The organism is Psychromonas aquatilis (assembly GCF_038155185.1).
GTDB classification, from domain to species: Bacteria; Pseudomonadota; Gammaproteobacteria; order Enterobacterales; family Psychromonadaceae; genus Psychromonas; species Psychromonas aquatilis.
Genome location: NZ_JBAKAZ010000024.1, coordinates 26,155 through 47,285, shown reverse-complemented (window position 1 = coordinate 47,285; position 21,131 = coordinate 26,155). Strand labels below are relative to the sequence as shown.

At 36.4% G+C, this 21,131-nt stretch carries 16 protein-coding genes; 6 read left to right on the top strand and 10 right to left on the bottom strand.

All coding sequences use genetic code 11. The annotated features are described in order from the left end of the window. The first annotated feature begins 1,267 nt into the window (after positions 1-1,267). A complete protein-coding gene (locus tag V6256_RS08080) occupies positions 1,268-2,545 on the top strand; it encodes a cation:proton antiporter (RefSeq protein WP_341597614.1) in 1,278 nt (425 codons plus the stop codon). 99 nt (positions 2,546-2,644) lie between these two features. Then, entirely contained in the window at positions 2,645-3,118 is a 474-nt protein-coding gene (locus tag V6256_RS08075; RefSeq protein ID WP_341597612.1) for a GreA/GreB family elongation factor, read from the top strand. Positions 3,119-3,148: 30 nt separating this feature from the next. Here V6256_RS08075 and V6256_RS08070 read toward each other — a convergent pair whose 3' ends face one another. After that, positions 3,149-3,796 (bottom strand): DsbA family oxidoreductase, encoded by a 648-nt coding sequence (locus V6256_RS08070; protein WP_341597611.1) that lies wholly within the window; start codon positions 3,794-3,796, stop codon positions 3,149-3,151. 143 nt (positions 3,797-3,939) lie between these two features. Here V6256_RS08070 and V6256_RS08065 point away from each other — a divergent pair, with 143 nt between their 5' ends. Further along, the gene (locus tag V6256_RS08065) at positions 3,940-4,530 is read left to right on the top strand and encodes a TetR/AcrR family transcriptional regulator (protein ID WP_341597609.1); all 591 of its coding nucleotides are present in this window, start codon (positions 3,940-3,942) and stop codon (positions 4,528-4,530) included. Positions 4,531-4,889: 359 nt separating this feature from the next. After that, positions 4,890-5,936, top strand: coding sequence for a polysaccharide lyase family 7 protein (locus V6256_RS08060; RefSeq protein WP_341597607.1), 1,047 nt, complete (start codon positions 4,890-4,892; stop codon positions 5,934-5,936). 229 nt (positions 5,937-6,165) lie between these two features. Here V6256_RS08060 and V6256_RS08055 read toward each other — a convergent pair whose 3' ends face one another. After that, complete coding sequence (locus tag V6256_RS08055; protein ID WP_341597606.1) at positions 6,166-8,316, bottom strand: MFS transporter; 2,151 nt, start codon at positions 8,314-8,316, stop codon at positions 6,166-6,168. A gap of 343 nt (positions 8,317-8,659) precedes the next feature. Here V6256_RS08055 and V6256_RS08050 point away from each other — a divergent pair, with 343 nt between their 5' ends. Next, positions 8,660-9,667: a LacI family DNA-binding transcriptional regulator gene (locus tag V6256_RS08050; protein WP_341597605.1), complete on the top strand. Its 1,008-nt coding sequence runs from the start codon at positions 8,660-8,662 to the stop codon at positions 9,665-9,667. A 66-nt stretch (positions 9,668-9,733) separates the two neighbouring features. On the opposite strand, the gene V6256_RS08045 is transcribed toward V6256_RS08050, so the two are convergent. The 7 genes from V6256_RS08045 to ppk1 form a co-directional block, all read right to left on the bottom strand. Further along, a complete protein-coding gene (locus tag V6256_RS08045) occupies positions 9,734-11,143 on the bottom strand; it encodes a glycoside hydrolase family 1 protein (RefSeq protein ID WP_341597603.1) in 1,410 nt (469 codons plus the stop codon). Positions 11,144-11,214: 71 nt separating this feature from the next. After that, on the bottom strand, positions 11,215-12,612 hold the full coding sequence (locus tag V6256_RS08040) for a glycoside hydrolase family 1 protein (protein ID WP_341597602.1): 1,398 nt from the start codon (positions 12,610-12,612) through the stop codon (positions 11,215-11,217). A gap of 84 nt (positions 12,613-12,696) precedes the next feature. Further along, positions 12,697-13,002, bottom strand: a complete 306-nt coding sequence (locus V6256_RS08035; protein ID WP_424141053.1) for a PTS lactose/cellobiose transporter subunit IIA — start codon at positions 13,000-13,002, stop codon at positions 12,697-12,699. A 94-nt stretch (positions 13,003-13,096) separates the two neighbouring features. Beyond that, complete coding sequence (locus V6256_RS08030) at positions 13,097-14,389, bottom strand: PTS sugar transporter subunit IIC (RefSeq protein ID WP_341597601.1); 1,293 nt, start codon at positions 14,387-14,389, stop codon at positions 13,097-13,099. A 13-nt stretch (positions 14,390-14,402) separates the two neighbouring features. Beyond that, positions 14,403-14,702: a PTS sugar transporter subunit IIB gene (locus V6256_RS08025; RefSeq protein WP_341597600.1), complete on the bottom strand. Its 300-nt coding sequence runs from the start codon at positions 14,700-14,702 to the stop codon at positions 14,403-14,405. Between the two features lie 426 nt (positions 14,703-15,128). Next, positions 15,129-16,154 (bottom strand): Fic family protein, encoded by a 1,026-nt coding sequence (locus V6256_RS08020; protein ID WP_341597598.1) that lies wholly within the window; start codon positions 16,152-16,154, stop codon positions 15,129-15,131. A 552-nt stretch (positions 16,155-16,706) separates the two neighbouring features. Continuing rightward, positions 16,707-18,782 (bottom strand): polyphosphate kinase 1, encoded by a 2,076-nt coding sequence (ppk1, locus tag V6256_RS08015; RefSeq protein ID WP_341597597.1) that lies wholly within the window; start codon positions 18,780-18,782, stop codon positions 16,707-16,709. A 445-nt stretch (positions 18,783-19,227) separates the two neighbouring features. Here ppk1 and V6256_RS08010 point away from each other — a divergent pair, with 445 nt between their 5' ends. After that, positions 19,228-20,076, top strand: a complete 849-nt coding sequence (locus V6256_RS08010) for a YitT family protein (RefSeq protein WP_341597595.1) — start codon at positions 19,228-19,230, stop codon at positions 20,074-20,076. Between the two features lie 63 nt (positions 20,077-20,139). Here the strand turns inward: V6256_RS08010 and V6256_RS08005 are convergent, their stop codons facing one another. After that, positions 20,140-21,003: a YicC/YloC family endoribonuclease gene (locus V6256_RS08005; protein ID WP_341597593.1), complete on the bottom strand. Its 864-nt coding sequence runs from the start codon at positions 21,001-21,003 to the stop codon at positions 20,140-20,142. Between the last annotated feature and the right edge of the window lie 128 nt (positions 21,004-21,131).

Genomic DNA, 21,131 nt, shown 5'->3' with positions numbered 1-21,131 from the left:
CATATCATCTCCTTTGAATATGAACATTAGATCACATCTTTAACGGAATTGGTATAACTATAAATAGATGGGAATGCAGAACGCTTTACAATACTTGCGCACTCTTTACAGCTAGGAAGGCTAAGTGGTTGATGACTTAGAATATTAATTTCATAATCATAACGAGGAAACTTGATTTTTTTGTCACTAGGTTCTCCGCAAAACCAGCAGGTATTACGAAAATTGAAGGGAATTTCGATAGCAGAGAAAGTGGCCATATTTATCGCTTATAAAAAGTGATAAGGATAGGCGCTACACTTTGATTAATCAATATCCAATTGTTATTAATAAATACAAAGCCGCTAAAATAGGAAAGGGCAGCCTAAGCTGCCCTAATATAGTCACACTATCAAATCCATGACAGAAGTTGCTCCATGCAAAACATCCTTTTGACCATTGCTAAACTAAGCATCCACTTCCCAAATCCATTGAGCGTCATCCTTGTTTATATCCTTATCCGATAAACATCCGGTTTATCTATCCAGCTTCCTACTGGCTTCTTCCTTGATACATCCGTATTTAATAAACATCCTGTTTATTAACAGCTCCCACTCCATGGAAGGTGTCCCTATTACTTCCTGTAATATATTCCTGATTGTCCTTAATGATAAACATCCTGTTTATCTCACTTTGATCCTTCAAAGTATCCTTTTATCATCCTGATAAGATAAATAATCCTTATTTACCTTGTAACAACTTCCTGTTGTTTTCCTTACTTTCCGTGAGATTAACTTCCTGTTAATCCTCTACGTCCTTGTTGTGGGATACATATTACGTTCAAACTCACTAATTGGATTACTCAATTAATCAATAAGCCATAGACTATCAAAATAGAAAAACAAGGATCTACTTACTTAACAATAACTTACAAAAAATAAAAAGATTAAATATATCTTAAAGTACTGATTTAAAGTAAGGATCGAGCACGCAAGCTATAGTCAATGTCTCACACACTAAACACAAGTAGATATTAAATGAGCTTAATGCAATATAAAAAGGCAAGAAAATAGACATAAAAAGTCAATGGAGAGCCTATTTTTAATCTCATTCGCTACGCTTGGTAATTGTTCAAAAGTTAATTTAACAGGAGATTAATATCGATTTAACATGCCGCTATTAATATTTGCTCATTTAGTTAGCAAAATTTTCATAAAATCATCATAAAGGCATAGTAATTGAGCTACTTTGCCTTTATATTCATGCTTTATTTTTACCATGGGTTATTATTATGTCCGTTTACTCTACTTTTTGCTTTCTCGCTGCGGCAGCAATGCTCATTACCTTCCTTAATAGTAAGTTAGGTAAATGGCAGAATACTATTGCTATAACAGCTGGCTCTTTGTTGTTATCGTTGATAATTCTAATCGCAGGTAAAAATGGTTTTACCCAATTAAGGGAAGTCGCAGTTAGTCAATTAACTGAAATAGACTTTGAACACTTCCTATTGAATGGCCTCTTAGGTTTTCTTTTATTTGCCGGGGGATTAGGCATAAAATTAGAAAGTCTTAAAGATCAAAAATGGGAAATAACAGTACTCGCTTTAGGCTCCACGCTGTTTTCAACCTTCTTTGTGGGATATGTTTTGTATTTCACTTTTCAGCTTATCGGTATTCCGCTTGATCTTGTCTACTGTTTACTGTTTGGCTCATTAATATCGCCAACGGATCCAATCGCTGTATTGGCCATTGTAAAGAAGCTAGATGCTCCAAAACGAATTTCAACACAAATTGAAGGTGAGTCATTATTCAATGATGGCTTTGGTCTTGTAATCTTTGTTACCTTATTCAACATCGCCTTCTCTGGTGAGCCTGCAACTATTACTAATGTATCATTATTATTTTTACATGAGGCAATAGGCGGTATCGTTTATGGCTTTGCATTAGGTCTTCTATTCCATTACTTAATTAGTGCAACCAACGACCATGCAATGGAACTATTATTAACCATTGGCGTGCCAACTGCAGGTTATGTATTTGGACAAATGATCGGTGTATCGGCACCTCTAGCAATGGTTGTTGCAGGTATAATGATTGGTAACTGGACAAGAAAAACTGGATTTTCAAAAGAAAGTAAAGCGCAGCTAGATCACTTTTGGGAATTAGTAGATGAATTTTTAAATGGTGTGTTATTTCTATTGATAGGTATCAGCATGCTTCAATTCAACTTCTACAAAGAAGATTGGATTATCATGTTAATCGCTATCCCATTGGTATTACTAGCACGTTACTTAAGTGTTCGATTAGCCTATGTTGGCTTTAACCGCTACCGTGTATACAACCCTTACTCTGTGCGTATTCTTACATGGGGTGGTTTACGTGGCGGCCTTGCACTAGCGATGGCAATGGCTGTTCCAGCAGGAATATGGGTACTACCGACTAAGAATATTGATGTAAGAGAAATTATGCTGGTGATGACTTACAGTGTGGTTTTATTTTCAATACTAGTACAAGGTTCTAGTATTGTCCCATTAATTAATAAAGCAAAAGAATGGCAAAATAATAGATAATAAAGTAACACTATCCAATATACTTACTGGCTTTAGCAGACAGCAAGCCAGTAAGTATAACCAGCCCCACCACTCTGCTCATCTAAACCAATAATCCATATGAATAAACTACAGCTGCATCAACAACTGATGACACACTTACAAAAACGCCTTAACGATGCTCAAAAGGCAGCCCAAAGAGCTCATGAAACAGCAACAAATGAAGAAAATATAGCTGAAAATAAATACGATACTTTAGCACTAGAAGCCGCTTACTTAGCACAAGGCCAATCAGAACGAGTATTACAATGCCAAGCCAATATTGATCTCTGCATTAACTTACCAATAAATCCAACAAACACGGTAGAGATAGGTGCTCTAGTTGTACTCATTGATAATCATAACCAGCCTAAATATTTATTAATGTGTAATGTAGCAGGCGGCACCAAATTACAATGGGAGCAACATACAGTACTTGTTGTTACTCCTCAGTCTCCTATTGGCTCAGCACTATTAGGCCAACAAGTAGATGACTCCATCAGTATCAACGTACACAATCGAACTAAAGAATATGACATATTGCAAATTCTTTAGTTTGACAGATCGCAATAATGATAAATTCGATTACAACTCAGCGGCAAGCTCAAGTAACACTTGTTTGTAAGCTTCTACAGGTTGTGCACCAGACAACGCACTTTGACGGTTAAATACGACTGTTGGTACTGCAGATATACCTAAACCTTGCCAGTAACCTTCATGATCAATCACTTTTTGACGGTATTCAGGCATTGCTAAACGTGCTTTTGCTTGTTGGCTATTTAAACCAAGCTCCTCAACTTCATTAAGTAATGTTTGCTGATTAGATACATCTTTCTGGTCGGTAAAGGCTGCTTTAAATAAAGCGAGTTTTAATGCCGTTTGCTGACCTTGCTCATAAGCATATTCCAGTAAAATATGCGCATCACGTGTATTGACCATTCTCATCTTATCAAAATAATTAAAGGTAAAACCTACCTCAGCACCACGCTCAGTAATATTCAGGCGTGCTTGCTCGCTTTCTTCTAATGAGGAACCGTATTTTTGAGCAACGTGTTCACGTAAATCTTGCCCTTCTGGAGGCATATTTGGATTTAACTCAAAAGGCTGCCATTGCAAATTAATTTTATCTTCCATGCCTAACTCATCAATTGCCTTTTGTAAGTTCTTATAACCAACAACGCACCATGGACAAACTACATCAGAAACAATGTCTAATTGAATTTTTTTACTCATATTTACCTCTATTTTACGTATTCGCTCGTGCGAAAAAGGCGATACTAGCTCCCTATTTGCACCGCGACTAAGGCTAATATAACTAGATATGAACACTCGTTCAAGCTACAATTGAACAATTATTCACTGACAGTGGAAAGATCATGGCTAAAACAGATAAAAAAAAACGTGCTGATATTGTTGCAAAAGCAACTGACCTTTATTGGGAAAAAGGCTTTCACGGTACTTCAATGCGTAACCTACAAGAAGTAATCGATATACGCCCTGGTAGTATATATGCGGCTTTCGGTAGTAAAGAAGGTTTATTCAAAGAAGCATTACAGCATTATGCACAACAAGGTTTACAGCATTTATCTGCTTTAAAAGAAAATTCAGACTCACCACTTGCAGCGTTAAAACAGTTTGTAAAATCAGCAGTCATTGATAGCCAAATGCAAGCCCCTAGTGGCATGTGTATGCTGGCTAAAACCATATCTGAACTAACAGAAGATAATGCCGACTTATTATCTGAAGCTAAACGTTTATTAACTATAATAGAAGATAGTTTTGCCTCTACCTTATTAGAAGCACAACAAATGAATGAAATTCCAAGCCACAAGGATTGCCAACAATTAGCGCGTAACCTACAAGTTCAAATAATGGGATTACGTACCTACTCGAGAGTGAACTACCAACCTGAGATCATTGCCAATATGATTGATGCTACTTTTTTGGCTTTGCAACAAAACACGTAGTAAATAACTCAATTCTGATTTGTTCAAAAGCAATAGTCTGCGACAACTAACTAAGCCGATATTAATAACATAGTCCTATATTACACCTCACTATATGTATGATGAATATAAGAAATTATTGACACTTCTATTTATAGATAATCCTGTCAATCTTATACCCCATATTAACTACACCACTTGATAGCAATAAATTGATCTAGGCCTCATTAATACTGATGCTTTATTACAAATATTTGATCCAACTATAACATTTGATTTTTGAGGTGTGATCTATCATACACATCTTATAAAGCTGCCTTTTTTTCGCTACTTAACGACTTATTATGTGTGACAATAATACATTAAAGGGATCGATGAAAATGAAAAAAACACTTGTTGTTGCAGGCTCAATCTTACTAACTCTTCCTACTATTGCATTTGCAGATATAGCTGGTAACGGGGTTTCATACCCAGTACCTGCTGATAAATTCGATATGACTAACTGGAAGATTACAATTCCTGCAGATATTAACCAAGACGGTAAGGTAGATGAGATCGAAGGCGTAGCAATGATGAGTTACTCTCACGAAGATTTCTTCTTCTTAGATAAAGACGGTAACCTTGTTTTTGAAGTACAAAACAAAGCTGTTACGACTAAAAACTCTAAGAATGCCCGTTCTGAACTTCGCCAAATGCCACGTGGTGCAATGTTTGATATTGACACAGGCGCACCTTTAAATAACTTTGCACTGGCAAGCAACCCAAATTCAGCTGATTACAGTAAAGTGGGTGGTACGTTAGAAGCGACATTAAAAGTAAACCATATTTCTGAACATGCTAAATACCCTGAACGTCCTGCAGCACACTCTGTGGTAGTTGGACAAATCCATGCTAAGAAATACGATGATCAAATAAAAGCTAAAACAGGCTTTGGTCATGGTAATGAACCTTTGAAAATATTCTTCAAGAAATTCCCTGGCCATGAATATGGTTCAGTCTTCTGGAACTATGAACGTAACTTACCGAAAGCAGATCCAAACCGTCAAGATATTGCATACCCAGTATGGGGCAACACTTGGGAAAACCAATCAGAGCCTGGTGAAGCTGGTATTAAATTAGGGGAAGAGTTCAGCTACGTTGTTGATGTAGAAGGTAATATTATGCATCTAACCTTCACAACAGAGCGCCACAAAGAAGTAACATACAATATTGACCTAAGCAAAGGTATTGATGATAAAGATTCGGCAGCTGGCTACGCAAATGATGCGTTCTACTTTAAAGCAGGTGCGTACGGTCAATGTAGTGTAAATGATACACACCCAGTTTGGGGCCCAGGTTGTGCTGGTACAGGCGACTTTAAAACAGATAAAGAAAATGGAGATTACAACAGCGTTACTTTCTCTGCACTTAAATTAAACGGTAAATAAACACTAAATATCGTATTATTTAACTGATATAAGCCACTTTTAAAAGTGGCTTTTTTATACTGATCAGAAAGTATATTGAGATATAAAACTGCACCAATACAGCGTTATTTTTACCTACTCTCTATCATAATTACTGCCATCAAAAACAACAATACCGAGAAAGGACTTTGCATTTTTTAGAATCCAATAAGCCACCTCTTATTTAAAAAGATGACTGACAAAGCTTGTGTTATTTCTCCGTATCATTCGCTGTTTGAGTCTGCACAGCATCTAAAAGCTGCTCTTCCCAAGTGTTTTCTTCAGGTTTATCTTCAATGGATGTATTCAACTCATCAGAGTCCACTGAGTTTGACTCTTGTAATAATTCAACCATATCAGATGCAACTTCAGGTACCGAGTCGATGAAAGTACTCGCAACATCAACGGCGTATTCTGGAACCGTTTCAACAACTTGTGATAAGTAATCATTAACAGCATTTTCAATATGTTCAGATGATTTTTCTTGCCCTGGTTGCTGTTCATTTTCATTCTCTATTAAGTTCGCAACATAAGCTTCAGCAACGGCATTTGATGATTCTGGTAAGGCACCAGATACTGTTAATGCTAGTTCAGCTGAATGCTCTGGAGAAACATCACTTAGGCGGTTATATAATTCTGCAGCGGTTTCTTCAGATGCTGCAGCACTTCTATCAACAGGACGCATCTCATCCAATGAATCAGAAAACTCTGTCATGTACTGCTCAGTCATTTTCAACAGTTCCTCAGGATTTTCATCTGTCATATTACCTGCTGCAAACTCCATCACACTAATACCATTATCAGGCATTGCATTTGCTATCGATACAATAATATTGGTCAATTGCTCAGGATGATCCGTTGTTATCCAATCAACTAGCTCTTCAGCTTGTTCCGGGGATGCTGCAGTCAACGCTTCTGCAATATGAACCGCCATTTCAGGGGCCGCAGTGGTAATAGCGGAATACAGTTTACCTATATTGATTTCATCAATAGTACTTAAGGCGGCAGCTAAGTATGACGCATTTTCAGGATCTTTTAATGCCATGGCTTTGGCCATATTAACCGCAATCGCTGGGTTTTTAGTTGCAAGGCTAACTGCAACATCAACTTCAGCGCTATGCTTAAAGATTGGCTCGACATAATCTGTTCGAGGATCCAGCTCAGAAACGGCACTAGAAGGCGTATGCATAACAAAGTGATCTTGCTCTTCCAATGGCAGTGCCGCACGTTGTTTCATACGTAAAAGAATGAAAGCCAGTAGTGTTACCGCAGCAATAATAATGAATGAGAAAAGTGCATCATTACCAAACCACTTCATCGCCTTTGATGCTAAGAATGGACCTGAAATACTGCCCAATGCATAAATAAATAATAAAGAAGCCATCGCCGCTAAAATTTGTTCTTTTACCACTTTATCGAACGTTTCTGACATACTCATTGGATATAAACAGGCTGTCACCCCGGTCATAACGGCAATGGCCAATAAGCTGAGATAGAACCAATCAAATGACATGAAAAGTGGCGCACAGATCGCAGCGCCAATTATTGAGAGTACCATACCAAGCATAATCTTACGGCGGTCAAAGCTATCGGATAAATAAGCAATCGGAAATTGAAACAGAATTGCACCGACAATCGCAGCCCCCATAAAGATAGAAAGGTTGATATCTTTAATGCCATTATCATTGGCTACAATCGGTAACATATTTAATAAAGAAGAATAAAGAAGACCACAATAAAAACAACTTACTACACCTAATGGTGATAATTTAACAATCGTCATCAATGACATTGATTCACTATCTTCAATCACCGGACCTTTTTGTTTACTGATTACAATAGGCGTGATCGCAAGACTGAATAATATGCCAGAAATAACAAAGAGAATCATGGTATCAATCGGGGCAACGTTCAGTAAAAACTGTCCGATAAACTGCGCACTCATGATCACCATTTGGTTTATAGAAAGAATTCTACCTCGATTTTTCTCCGTAGCACTGAAGCTTAGCCAGCTATCTAACGTTGCATTAGTACAAGCCATACAAAAGCCAGTTAAAATACGCATCACAGCTAATACATAAGGGTCTGGAAAAAGGCCTGACACTAAGATGGCAACAGAAGTTAAACTACCACACATAGCAAATATTCTAACGTGCCCCACTCTTTGCAATAATTTACGACTGTAATAAGAGCCAAACAAAAAGCCAACGGACAACATAGCTAACACCAGACCAATATTATCAATACTAATGCTGTCATTTTGCATTCGAACAGGTAATAGAATGTTGCTTAAACCATAACCTGTCATTAATAAAAAACAGCTCATCAGTAGCAGAAAAAAGGGTTTTATCGTTGTAATCACAAACTGACTCACTATATTTTAAGGAATGTAGCCCCTTAAAAGTTACGCTGAACTTTTAAGGAAAAAGGAGCATATCATTAGATATCAGCCCAATATAAAGGAAAAATAAACAACAAAAAACCCCCAACAATTTTTCTCAGCTATTTATAGGAATATTTTAAATTAGATTACTTTTAAAAGGCCCTTTTCATCCATTAAAAACTGGTTTTGTAATATTTATTGACTCGTAATAAATCACACTTTAAGGACAAAACAGTAACCGGTTACATTGGATATGCTTATACTGTATTATCACCTTAAAATGTATAAGGTGATTGATTTTATTGTTTAAATAGGAAAGTTAATGAGCACAATTCTTGATGTCTGTAAATTAGCTGGCGTTTCTAAAGCAACTGTATCTCGTGTGATTAATGGTACAGGCCAAGTAAAAGAATCAACACGTGACAATGTTTTTTCGGCAATGAAAGAGTTAGGTTATAGACCCAACCGTTTAGCACAAGCTTTAGCGACTAATAAAACACATACCGTCGGGCTAGTTGTCTCTGACTTTGATGGGATCCACTTTGGTTTATTATTAAAACAAGCTGCCGCTAGCGCTGAACTTGCTAATAAACAACTGATCGTCACAGACGGCCATAATGATCCAGCTTATGAATATGAAGTCATATTGCAGTTAGAAGCACAATGCGATGCTATCGTCCTTTACAGTCGTACCCTTACTGATGACCATATTCAGCTTTTACATAAACAGCTTACTATTCCAATTGTCGTTATTAATCGAGACCTGCCTGAACAGCTATTTCATTCTGTTTCTTTTCAACAAGAAAATGCAGTGACCTTAATGATGAATCACTTATTAACAAATGGCCATAAAGACATTGCCTGTATCACTGGGCACATGAATAACCCAACAGGTATTGCACGATTAAATGGCTACAAAAATGCATTAAAGTCGGCATCGATTCCTTTCCAAAAAAGTTTACTTAAAAATGGGCATTACGATATGAAAAGTGGTTATCAAGCCTGCCAATCGTTGCTCAAAGAAAAAAGTAACTTTACCGCAATTATTGCTTTTAATGACTGTATGGCGTTAGGTGCATTAAGGGCTTTAACAGAGGCAGGCATTAACGTACCGGAACAAGTCTCGATTATTGGTATAGATGACGATCCTGTCTCAGAGTTTTTCACACCACGATTAACCACTGTTAAATTGCCTATTGTAGAGATGACTAAACAAGCGGTAGAACTTGCAATTACTTTATGCGATGAAAGCAAACCAACACACTCATATCAGTATCAAGGAGAATTGATACAACGCGAATCGGTCATGCCAGTTAAGCTAAAAGCTTAAGATTGATAAAAGGAAGTAATCATTACAATTACTTCCTCTTATCGCTTAGTAAGTGATTACTTACCGCTAGAGTGCTTCTCCTCGAGTTGCAATAACATCTTTATACCAATAGAAAGAAGCTTTTTTCTCTCTTTTTAAGTTATTCTTATGGTCGACGTAAATAAAACCATACTGTTTTTTATAGCCATTTAACCAACTCAGTAAATCAATAGCCGACCAAGCATAATAACCTTTAATATGCGCACCACGGCGTATAGCTTCTTTTACTGCACTTAAATGTTCTTCAATATAATCAATACGTGGCGTATCACAAACCTCCCCGTCAATAATCGGGTCTTCATCGCCTAAACCATTTTCAGTAATATAAAGCTTCACTTGGCCATAATTATTTTTCAGCATATCTAAGCCATCAATGAACCCTTGAGAAGAGATTTCCCAATCCCACTTGGTGTACTTTTTATCTACCATTTTAACGGTACGATAAACACCATCATAACTAGGATTTCCTGGCGATCCTGTGGAGTTCTCACGTGTAATAACATGATCTTTAACTTCACCGTGGATCTTTTCAATGCGCATTGGTTGATAATAATTCAACCCCATAAAGTCATTCAGGGGAGCCGCTTCTTTAATGATCGCTAACTCTGCTTCACTCCAATCCGGTAAATTACCTTCAGCTGTTAATTGTTTAACAACATATTCAGGGTAGTGTCCTAATAAAATAGGGTCATAAAACCAGTTCAAATTAAACTGATTTGCATGCTCAGCCGCAAATAAGTTTTCTTCAGAGTCATCAACACTAAAAGCAGGGCTGAATACATGACTTAACCCAATCTCTCCAAACTGATTTAACTTTTTATATTCAATCACAGTCTTTGCATGCGTATAAAAAACATTATGTATTGCTTGAAAGTATTTCTTAGGATCGTTTTGAATACCCGGTGGATGTGCTCCTGCTAAGTAACCTAAATTACAAAATACAAAGGTTTCATTAAATGTAATAAAGTTTTTAACGCGATCGCCAAACTCCTCAAAACAGCGTTTTGCAAAGATTAAATAAGCATCACCTGTTTCTTTATTTAACCATGCTCCTTTTTTTTCTAAGGGCAAAGGTAAATCCCAGTGATAAAGGGTTACAAAAGGTACAATGCCATACTTCAAGCATTCATCAATAATATTGTTATAAAAATCAATACCTTTCTGATTTACTTCCCCTGTCCCTGTTGGGAAAATACGCGCCCACGAAATAGAAAAACGGTAAGACTCTAGGCCCATCTCAGCCATTAATGCAATATCTTCTTGATAACGGTTATAATGATCCACCGCAACATCACCATTAGTACCTTCGAAGGTTTTTCCTGGTATTTTAGTAAATTCATCCCAGTTAGTTGGCCCTTTACCGTCTTGATCCCAAGCACCTTCTATTTGATAAGAAGCAGTGGCGGCACCGAATAAAAAATCATGAGCAAATTTCATGTTGAATTCCTATTTAATTATAATTTTGTAATAAATGTAGGCTCTTATTCAATTTAACTGAGCCTACCTTTTTATAAACTGTTATTCGCAATTAGCGTTTGATACCAATAGAAGCTTTTTTTCTTAGAGCGCTTCAGGGATTTAAGGTCGAACTCATCACGATCTACGTGAATAAACCCATAACGTTTTGAACACCCTTGATGAGTACTAATTAAATCAATCGCAGACCAAGGGCTATAACCAAATACCTCGACACCATCGGTGATTGCTAATTGCACTTGCTCGATATGTTGTTTTAAATATTCAATTCGATAATCGTCATTGATATCACCGTTTTCGTCGACTTTGTCGAAGGCACCTAAACCATTTTCAGTAATAATTAGCGGCAAACCATAACGTTCATAGATATCACGCATGGTGGTACGAAAACCAACGGGGTCAATTTCCCATCCAAATTCATTTTTCAATAAATTCTCATTTTCCACGCCTTTATAAGCACCGACTTCACCAATAGTGATTTGTTGATCGCCAGTCGAATTCACATCACTTGCATCACCAGAGCTTTCTCCCACTGTTTGTGAGTTGTAATAGTTAAATGCAATAAAATCAGGTTTTGCAGAGGACAGTATTTGCATATCATCTGCACCTATTGTCGGTGTAGCGTGTCGTTCTTCGAGAAAACGCCAAGCTGTCGCGTTATAATGCCCATGGACAGCCATATCAAGATACAACCAGTTACGAATAGCGGAAAATGTATTAGCAGCTAAGACATCTTCTGGTTTGCATGAAGCAGGATAAATAGCAGAGATATTAGGAGCAGGGCCAATCTTTGCTGAAGGCAATAACTGATGGCAAAGCGACATCGCTTTAGCTTGTGCTAGCATCATATGATGATTTTGCTGATACAAGTCTTTCATTGGATTATCTGCATCCACATGCTTAGTCCCCAAAGCATCACCATGCAGAATCATCATGTTTTGTTCATTGATGGTTAACCAATACTTAACGCGATCGCCAAAAGCTTCAAACAAGGTCTTACTATAAAGTGCAAAGGCTTCTACCGTTTGTCTATTTGACCAACCACCCTTTTCCTGCAATGCGTAAGGCAAATCAAAATGGTACATAGTCGCTATTGGCTCTATCCCATTAGCAATTAACTCATCAATTAAATTATTGTAGAACTCAATCCCTTTCTGATTGATTTGATCTTCACCCGTTGGAAAAATTCTCGTCCAAGCAATAGAAAAGCGGTAAGCTTTTAAACCTAACTCTGCAAATAAAGCGATATCTTCTTTATAACGGTGGTAATGATCACTTGCGACTTTAAAATCAGTTGTTCCTTCAACCACGTTCCCCATATCAATGACAGAAGGACCTTTTCCATCTTCATTCCATGCCCCTTCAACTTGATATGCAGAGGTAGATCCTCCCCAAAGGAAATCACTTGGGAAGCTTTTAAGCTGTGGCATATAAACTCCTAATACTTTTTATTTATTAAAATCAATTCACTCACTATTAAATGAAAAGGTAGCTAACAATGATGCTATTAATCACTATTTCATTTTTCGGTGAATATCGATTAACTCTTCAATCAATTCCCGCGCTAACATCGCCGTCATAATATGATCTTGGGCATGTACCATTATCAGATTGACCGGTACTTTTCCTTCGCCTTCATCCATCCCAATTAATTCAGTTTGTACTTTATGAGCACGCTTAGCAGCTTCTGTTGACTCTGCTAACAAGCTATCGACCTCGTCCCACTGCCCTTTTTTAGCAGAGGTTAAGGCTTGCATTGCTAAGCTTTTCGATTCCCCAGCATTGATGATTAGTTCCATCACCGTCATCTCTAGATCCATGATATAACTCCGCTCTCTTGTGCAGGGCTATGATCAATAGCCCTGATATTTCAAAGTGTTTTTGTTGGTTAATATAAGTTTATGTAGACTGCAATTATTCAGCCGTTGTATTTTCAGCAACTTCTTCTGACACTAATTGCTTCTCATAAATTTTGAAGAATGGGTAATAAAGCACCATATTGATAGCAATTAGAACAAACACTAAAATTGCATTATTGATTTGCCAACCGGCTCCCCATGCTGCCCCGATCGGTGCAGGAGCTGTCCATGGCACTAATGAAATGGTTTTACCGACAATATTCCAACTTGACGCGTAATAAGCAATCACCGCATTTACCATAGGCACAAAAACAAATGGGATGAACATAATCGGGTTCATAACAAAAGGTGTACCGAAAATAACCGGTTCATTGATATTGAACATTGATGGAACCAAACTCATTTTACCAATGGCTTTAAGGTGAGCTGAACGGCTTTTAAGGTAAAGCAAAACCAAACCAAACGTTGCACCAGAACCACCAATAATAATAAAGAAAGACCAGAATGATTCGATAAAGATATGTGGCAACTCAAGACCTGCAGCTAACGCTTCTTGATTTACCCCTAAGTTAGAGAGGTAGAAAGGCGCCATAATACCGCCCACTATTGCCGCACCATGAATACCAGCAAACCAAAGTACATGAGTAATTAAAACCGCTAACAAAATCGCAGGCAATGTATCAGAAGCAGAAATAAGTGGCTGGAATGCCGCCATAATTGCGCCAGGAATAATCATATTAAACTCGTTTTGTACCAATAAGTTTAATGGGTAGATAGTCAAAATAATAATTAGTGCAGGAATGAGTAAATTAAATGATTCACGAATTTTATCGGGTACCTGCTCTGGCATTTTAAAACCAATATTCTTACGATTCAGGAAGTAAACTAATTCAGTAACCGCAATAGAAATAATAATTGCAGTAAAAATACCTGTTCCACCTAAGAATGCAGCAGATAATTTTCCGTCTTCCATTGGTGCAGAGATTAACAAGAAGGTCATTAAAGATAGCATCGCGACAGATAAACCATCTAATTTGTAATGCTTCGCTAGATTATAAGCGATACAGGTACAAATATAACAAGACATGATCCCCATCGACATATTAAAAGGCGTCATGATTTCGCCAAAATATTGTTTAGATAATCCCAACCACCATTGGCCAAAACCAAATGTTGTTTCTGGTGAAAATGGAGGAAATGCAAACACGAGTAGAAATGACCCTACAATCATGAATGGCATCGCGCCAATAAACCCATCACGAATAGCACAAATATGCCTTTGTGATGCAACCTTCCCAGCGATAGGGGTAAGCGTACTCTCTAAAAACTCAAAAAACTTGTTAAACATCTGACACCTCTCTCTAGTTGATCATTGCAAGAGCGTCAGTCAATATTTTTTCGCCCTTCATCATGCCATAGTCCATTTGGTTGATAACTGCGATAGGTTTATCACCAACACGTGACTTAAAATCTTCTAGTTTATATTTAATTTGAGGGCCTAATAAAAAGCAGTCATAGGCAGCAACATTTGAATCAAACTCTTCTGAACCAACAGCATTAATTTCAACGTCAATATTCTTGCTTTCAGCAGCAGCACGCATTTTTTTAACCACCATGCTAGTTGACATACCAGCAGAACAACAAAGTAGAATCTTAGTCATAATATTTCCCTTTTTTATTTCGATGTTAAATTAAAAAATCATCTGATTTCGCTTTCGTATTTTAATGTAACTCGTTTATGTAACCGGTTACAGAAAGCGGTTACATATTTGTGATAAAGTTCTTTTTCTTGGGAAGAATTAAGGTTTTTTTATTAAAATTTAAATTTTTAGTAGATTGATCACAGATCCAAAGCAGTATTATGTGTCTAGCCTAAAAAATAATACTGTTAATAGGATTTGGATAATGATCCAGCAATAGGTTCTTGAGGAAGTACAAAATCAACTTAAACAACTGTTTTTAAAGTTAATTTTTGATTATTAGTGATATAAGGGGCTAGCTGTTAATAATATGATCGTTAACGATTGATTCGTTATAGATCTGAATAAAGATTCGGAGAGTAAGATCTTCTTACTCTCCGGGTCATCTTATTGTAGTTTACCAACTTTAGTTAATCTGTATTGTTGTAAGCGGCTTGTCGGTTTATCGGGAATAGTCATTTCAATGACTTTTTCTTCTAAAGCAGGTTTTAGATAACGCTGAGTAAAAGATTTTTTATCTTTAAGTTTTAAAAGCTGTTGTAAGGTTTCACGCTTAAAGGTCTCAATGCCCTTCTCTTCGGTTGCAACTTGAATGGCCTGAATTAACGTCTTTATTTGGGGTGTTACCTCAGGTGTGATCACAACATCAAGATCAGTATATTCTGTTAAGGAGCCTAATAACTCATTAATAAGTGATAACATAAACTCGATAAAAGGAGCGCTATCTGAATGTTTTTTACTAACTGTAATCGCTCTTTTATATTGCTTAATTTGCTTAGCAATAACGCTTTCAATTGGTAAATAACTAAATAGATCATGTTGTTGCTTTAATATTAGCGTTTGCCATAAAAAAGCTAATGTCTCATTTCTTTCATTGAAAGGGTAAATAAATTCAATTTCATAATGTAATACACAACTCTTAATTAAAGGGTGTGCGTCACTTTCCTTAAGCCAAATAAATAAGTCTTTCATCAAGGTAGGGATCGTATTAGCAGGAGGAGCTTGATGAATGGTTTTATTATTTTTAATAATACCAACACCACCTTTTCGATATTCTCCACCTTCTGTATCTAAATCCACCATCAAACTTTTATGGGTCGCTAATAACGAACTTAAACTACCAAGCTGCAAATCATCTAATTGCTGATAAACAGATAGTAAACGCTTTGCTTCCTGGACCAATGCTTTAGGTGCTTTTACACGCTTTCCTTCTGCTATTGTTAGTAGCTGAGCTTCAGTTAATACCTTCCCATCTATTACCAATAAACCTTGCACACTACGGGCATGGTTAATCGAACGTAACAATGCCTGATTATCATTAGGCGTAATCGACAATGCACCGAGTTGCTCGCTAATGGAAGCGACCAAAGTAGCAATAGGATCAGTTAAACTAAATGTTGGAATATATCTCATAAATTATATCGCTTTATCGTTGTAAAGAATGAAGTTATAAGCACCATTTCTATGACAGGTTTGTGATTAATTTAATCACAGGAAAATGGTTTATTTTAATGCAAAAGATGATTAATAAGCCCGGTTTTGAGCTAGATTCAACTACTTTAGTAATTAAAGAATATGTCCACCAACGCTAAATAATAAATTTATGTAATACACTCACCCTCTTAAGGCTAATGCAAAATAGTTCATTAATAGTCAGACACAAATAATAAAAAAACTTAAGCTAAATGGTATAAATCACATGATAACTTGATGTTTTTAAATTCAATTTTTCGTCATGTAAATAGATATTGAGGTTATATAATAATATAAAAGTAGTTTACTATTTAGACAGGGAACATGCTAGTAATATCAAAGCTTAATCAATATTGCTTAAATATATGGACATTGAAATATAGCTCACCTAAGTAGTAAAAGTGATTAACAATATGTAAGTACTTACTTACATATTGTTAAAAAGAAACTAGGTTATCGCTACTTACATTAATATGGGCGACTAAGTAAGACTTAACGATTAGGTTTTGATTGTTTTTTTTCTGACTGTTTTAAATAATCATAAATAGCCACTTGCGAACGTATTTTTCGTCGATTACCTCGAGCAACATATTGATTAGTCATCCCCTGATCTATTTGACGCGCTTTGACAGTATCTTTGAATTGAATATCAAAAATATCGATTATTTTTTTCTTAAGAGTTGCATCAAAAATAGGTGTCGCAACTTCGATACGACTTTCAATATTGCGCGTCATTAGATCTGCTGAAGAAATATAAAGACGTTGATCCCCGTTATTATGGAACATAAATACACGAGGGTGCTCTAGGAAGCGATCAATAATACTAATAACAGAAATGTTTTCACTGACCCCTTTAACACCCGGCACAAGAGAGCACATTCCTCGAATTATTGCCCTTATCTTTACACCTGCATTACTTGCTTTATACAAACGATCAATGATTCCCTTATCTACTAAATTATTAACCTTAATAGTAATCTCAGCATGCAAACCATTATTCGCATGTTCAATTTCAGTATCGATCAATTTATACATACGTCTTCGAGTGTTTCTTGGAGATACAATTAATGTATTAAATGTAACGGGGCGATATGGGTTCTGTATATAACCAAAAACACCACGTACTTCTTCCGTTATCGCAGGGTTCGTTGTTAATAGCGTGAAGTCAGTATAAATCTTAGCGGTTTTCTCATGAAAGTTACCAGTACCAACGTGTGCGTAACGAACTATCTCCCCTTCTTCTCGGCGGCTAATAAGCAACAACTTAGAGTGAATTTTAAGACCCGGCGCCCCAAAAATAACGTGCACACCAGCATCAACAAGTACTTTCGACCAAGTAATATTCGCCTCTTCATCAAAGCGGGCTTGTAATTCAACAACGACTATAACGTTTTTGCCATTATGCACTGCTTCAATTAATGAATTTAATAGCTTTGAATCTTTTGCCACACGATATACGTTGATTTTAATACTTAACACTTTTGGATCGAATGAAGCTTGTCGAACAAGCTCTACGATGTGGTCAAAGGTATGGTAAGGATAATGAAGTAAGATATCTTTAGCTTTAATCGCATCAAAATAGTTCAGGTGATGGTCAAAAGAAGCAGAAGCAAAAGGCGTTAATGGCTTATTTTCTAGATAATTAGGCCCAACATTCGGGAAGGAAGTGAAATCATTAAAATTATGATATCTGCCACCTGATATCAAACTATCGTAATCAGATATTTTTAATTTTTCACATAAAAAAGATAACATCTTTTGTGGCATGTCATGTTGATAGACAAAGCGCACTGGCATTGCTGTTAAACGCTGCTCTATCCCTTCTGACATCTGCTCTAATAGACTAAACTCTATTTCGTGGCTTAAGTCATATTCAGCATCACGTGTCATCTTAACCGAATAACAGTTAATTTCGTCGTATTCAAAGAACCCTTTAAATAAGTCATCAAGACAAAAACGAATAATATTATCTAAAAAGATTAACGTTTTACGGCCTTTACCTTTAGCTTCTGGTACACGCACAAAACGTGGCAAGTGGTCAGTTGGTATTTCAAAGAAAGCATATTTAACTTGCCCATCTTTAATAAGTTCCACACTTAAATAAGCATACTCATCTTTTAAAAAGTTAAGTAAATCAATTTCATCAGTTAACAAAATAGGAGTTAGGTGCGGCTTTACTTCACGATCAAAAAACCTCTGTACCCATCGCTCTTGGGTCTCACTTAATTGGGTTTCATTGACTAAAAAAATACGGCGTCGAGCTAACTCAAATATCAGCTCGTTATAAAGAGCATCAAATTTCTGAATCAACTCTAATGCTTTTGTTTGCATTTGCGTAAGAAGTTGTTTTGAATTATCTTTTTCTCCTCGTTCTTGGCTAATAAGAATACGACGCTTCACATCAGAAAAGCGAACTTTATAAAATTCATCTAAATTACTTGAAAATATACCTAAAAAGCGAACTCGTTCAATCAGGGGAACCGTTTTATCTCCAGCCTCTTGCAGTACACGCTCATTAAAAGACAGCCAACTTAGTTCTTTTTCAACATATATTTTTTCAGAGTTCATGGCCTACCAGCATTAAAGTGAGTAAATAGGGAAAGACGATAAAGCAAGTTTATTACATTTTTGTTTCTTATTTATGAAGGAATTATGACATCCAATGAGCGTTATATATCAATATCACTTATAAAATAACGATGAATACATGTTTATAAAGCATTTCCAGATAAAAAATTAATAACAAAAAACAAATAAAGTCACCCCAAAAGACTTTACATCTTACTAAAAACATCAAAAGGAATAACGTGACATATATCTCATTACAGGTTTTATAAATTAATATAACCTTCATATATCAACAATATGTGCCATGTATATAAGACTAGAGTAATAAAGCAACTAACAAAAAAATTGATAAAAAATACCTTTGGAGTAACCTATTTATTGAAGGTCTCACATCAAACCACCTTCCATAATCAATCATCTTCAAACACTAAAATAAAGATATTCCATGTTAAGCATATTCAACGCGAATGAACTAAAAAACTACTTTTTAATTTTACTCGGCACATTGCTATTAGCATTATCAGTGGTGCTGTTTTTTATCCCTAATCAGCTGACAACAGGAGGAACGCCAGGGATGGCGATCCTTTTACACCATTTAACCGGGTTTACTATGAGCTCAATGGTAATGGCCATTAATATCCCACTGTTATTATGGGGCACTAAGTTTATCGGTAAGCAATTTGCTATCAAAACCATTATCACCCTGCTCTTGATGTCCTTTTTTATCGATTTTTTTACGCAAATTTTTCAAGATACCGTGCTCACTCATAATATATTTTTAGCCTCTATTTTTGGAGGGATCACGATTGGATTTGGGGTAGGCTTAATTATAAAAGGAAATTCAAGCGCGGGAGGCTCAACAATCATTGCCAAAATAGCACATAAAAAAATGCAAATAAAACCCGCTAAATCAATGCTTATTATCGACTTTATCATCATTGTTTTATCTATTTATGTGTTTAAAGATATAGAAAAGGCACTGTGGAGTATTACCAGTATTTATGCCACATCAAAAGCTATCGATGTCATATTAACCGGTACTTTAACGACCAAAGTTATCCATATTACTACCGATAAAGCCGAGCAATTAAGTGTTGCTATTCAAGATAACCTAAATAAAAAAGGGACGATTCTCAGTGGCACAGGTTTTAAAGATAAAGAACATAAAACCATTCTCTTTCTAGTGCTTGATATAAAGAAAATACCGCGTTTAAAAGAAATTATAGAGCAGACGGATAAAAATGCCTTTCTGTTAGTAATGGAAGCTTCAGAGGTATTAGGACGAGGGCATTAAGTAATTATCTGTGGTAGTGATAATCACCACCACAGAGATTAAAAGCGCTTATCAATACAGCGTCTATTCGATATTCTGCACTTGTTCGCGCATTTGCTCGATAAGTACCTTACATTCAACAGCTGCAGCGGTTATATCTGTATTAATCGCTTTAGAGCCTAAAGTATTTGCTTCACGGTTAAACTCTTGCATCATAAAGTCTAAACGACGACCTATTGCACCGCCTTTTTTCAAAATATTACGAGCTTCTGAGATATGAGAGTCCAAACGATCTAACTCTTCAGCTACATCTGATTTTTGCGCTAAAAGCACTAACTCTTGTTCTACACGAGTTGAGTCTAAATCTACTTTTGCATCTTCAAATTTTTTCAAGATACGCGCCTTTTGCCAAGCATGGACTTCAGGCATAAATGCTCTTACTTTGCTTGCTTGTTCACTAATAGCAATCAAACGTTGCTCAATAAGTACGCCTAAATTAGCGCCTTCAGCAGCTCTTGAATCAACAAAATCATTTAATGTTTCAGCAAAACCAGCCATTAACTCACTGTTTAAAGCATCAAAGTCTTGTTCTGGTGCTTGCATTACACCCGGCCACTTTAAAATATCAACAGGATTAACTTGGCCCGTTCCCATTTCTTTAACAACCCACTCGGCATTCTGTATTAATTGTGTTGCCAATACTTTGTTCATACACAATGAAGTACTACTGGTTGAGTTTGCCTCAAAACGTAAACTACATTCTACTTTGCCACGCTCTAAGCGTTTACGAAAAGACTCTTTTAACTTTGTTTCTAGCCCTCTAAATTGCTCAGGCAGGCGAAAATATGTTTCAAGATAACGCTGGTTAACTGAGCGAATTTCCCAAACTGCTGTACCCCAATCCCCTTTCAATTGTTTGCGTGCAAACGCCGTCATACTGTAAATCATATTTTCCCCTTTAAAGTGAAGCAAGAGTATAACTGACTATGCACTAAACATGCTACGACGCGCTTCACTTTGAAGCTAATTTTGTGTAACAAAAAGTGTCATTAACAACTTGTTAGATATAAAAATTT

What these genes read in the sequence shown, in the direction of transcription:
- V6256_RS08005 (WP_341597593.1), bottom strand. Translation starts at nt 21,003, where the DNA reads ATGATTTACAGTATGACGGCGTTTGCACGCAAACAATTGAAAGGGGAT.
- V6256_RS08025 (WP_341597600.1), bottom strand. Translation starts at nt 14,702, where the DNA reads ATGACTAAGATTCTACTTTGTTGTTCTGCTGGTATGTCAACTAGCATG.
- V6256_RS08050 (WP_341597605.1), top strand. Translation starts at nt 8,660, where the DNA reads ATGAGCACAATTCTTGATGTCTGTAAATTAGCTGGCGTTTCTAAAGCA.
- V6256_RS08045 (WP_341597603.1), bottom strand. Translation starts at nt 11,143, where the DNA reads ATGAAATTTGCTCATGATTTTTTATTCGGTGCCGCCACTGCTTCTTAT.
- V6256_RS08035 (WP_424141053.1), bottom strand. Translation starts at nt 13,002, where the DNA reads ATGGATCTAGAGATGACGGTGATGGAACTAATCATCAATGCTGGGGAA.
- V6256_RS08075 (WP_341597612.1), top strand. Translation starts at nt 2,645, where the DNA reads ATGAATAAACTACAGCTGCATCAACAACTGATGACACACTTACAAAAA.
- V6256_RS08065 (WP_341597609.1), top strand. Translation starts at nt 3,940, where the DNA reads ATGGCTAAAACAGATAAAAAAAAACGTGCTGATATTGTTGCAAAAGCA.
- V6256_RS08080 (WP_341597614.1), top strand. Translation starts at nt 1,268, where the DNA reads ATGTCCGTTTACTCTACTTTTTGCTTTCTCGCTGCGGCAGCAATGCTC.
- V6256_RS08030 (WP_341597601.1), bottom strand. Translation starts at nt 14,389, where the DNA reads ATGTTTAACAAGTTTTTTGAGTTTTTAGAGAGTACGCTTACCCCTATC.
- ppk1 (WP_341597597.1), bottom strand. Translation starts at nt 18,782, where the DNA reads ATGAACTCTGAAAAAATATATGTTGAAAAAGAACTAAGTTGGCTGTCT.
- V6256_RS08070 (WP_341597611.1), bottom strand. Translation starts at nt 3,796, where the DNA reads ATGAGTAAAAAAATTCAATTAGACATTGTTTCTGATGTAGTTTGTCCA.
- V6256_RS08060 (WP_341597607.1), top strand. Translation starts at nt 4,890, where the DNA reads ATGAAAAAAACACTTGTTGTTGCAGGCTCAATCTTACTAACTCTTCCT.
- V6256_RS08040 (WP_341597602.1), bottom strand. Translation starts at nt 12,612, where the DNA reads ATGCCACAGCTTAAAAGCTTCCCAAGTGATTTCCTTTGGGGAGGATCT.
- V6256_RS08010 (WP_341597595.1), top strand. Translation starts at nt 19,228, where the DNA reads ATGTTAAGCATATTCAACGCGAATGAACTAAAAAACTACTTTTTAATT.
- V6256_RS08020 (WP_341597598.1), bottom strand. Translation starts at nt 16,154, where the DNA reads ATGAGATATATTCCAACATTTAGTTTAACTGATCCTATTGCTACTTTG.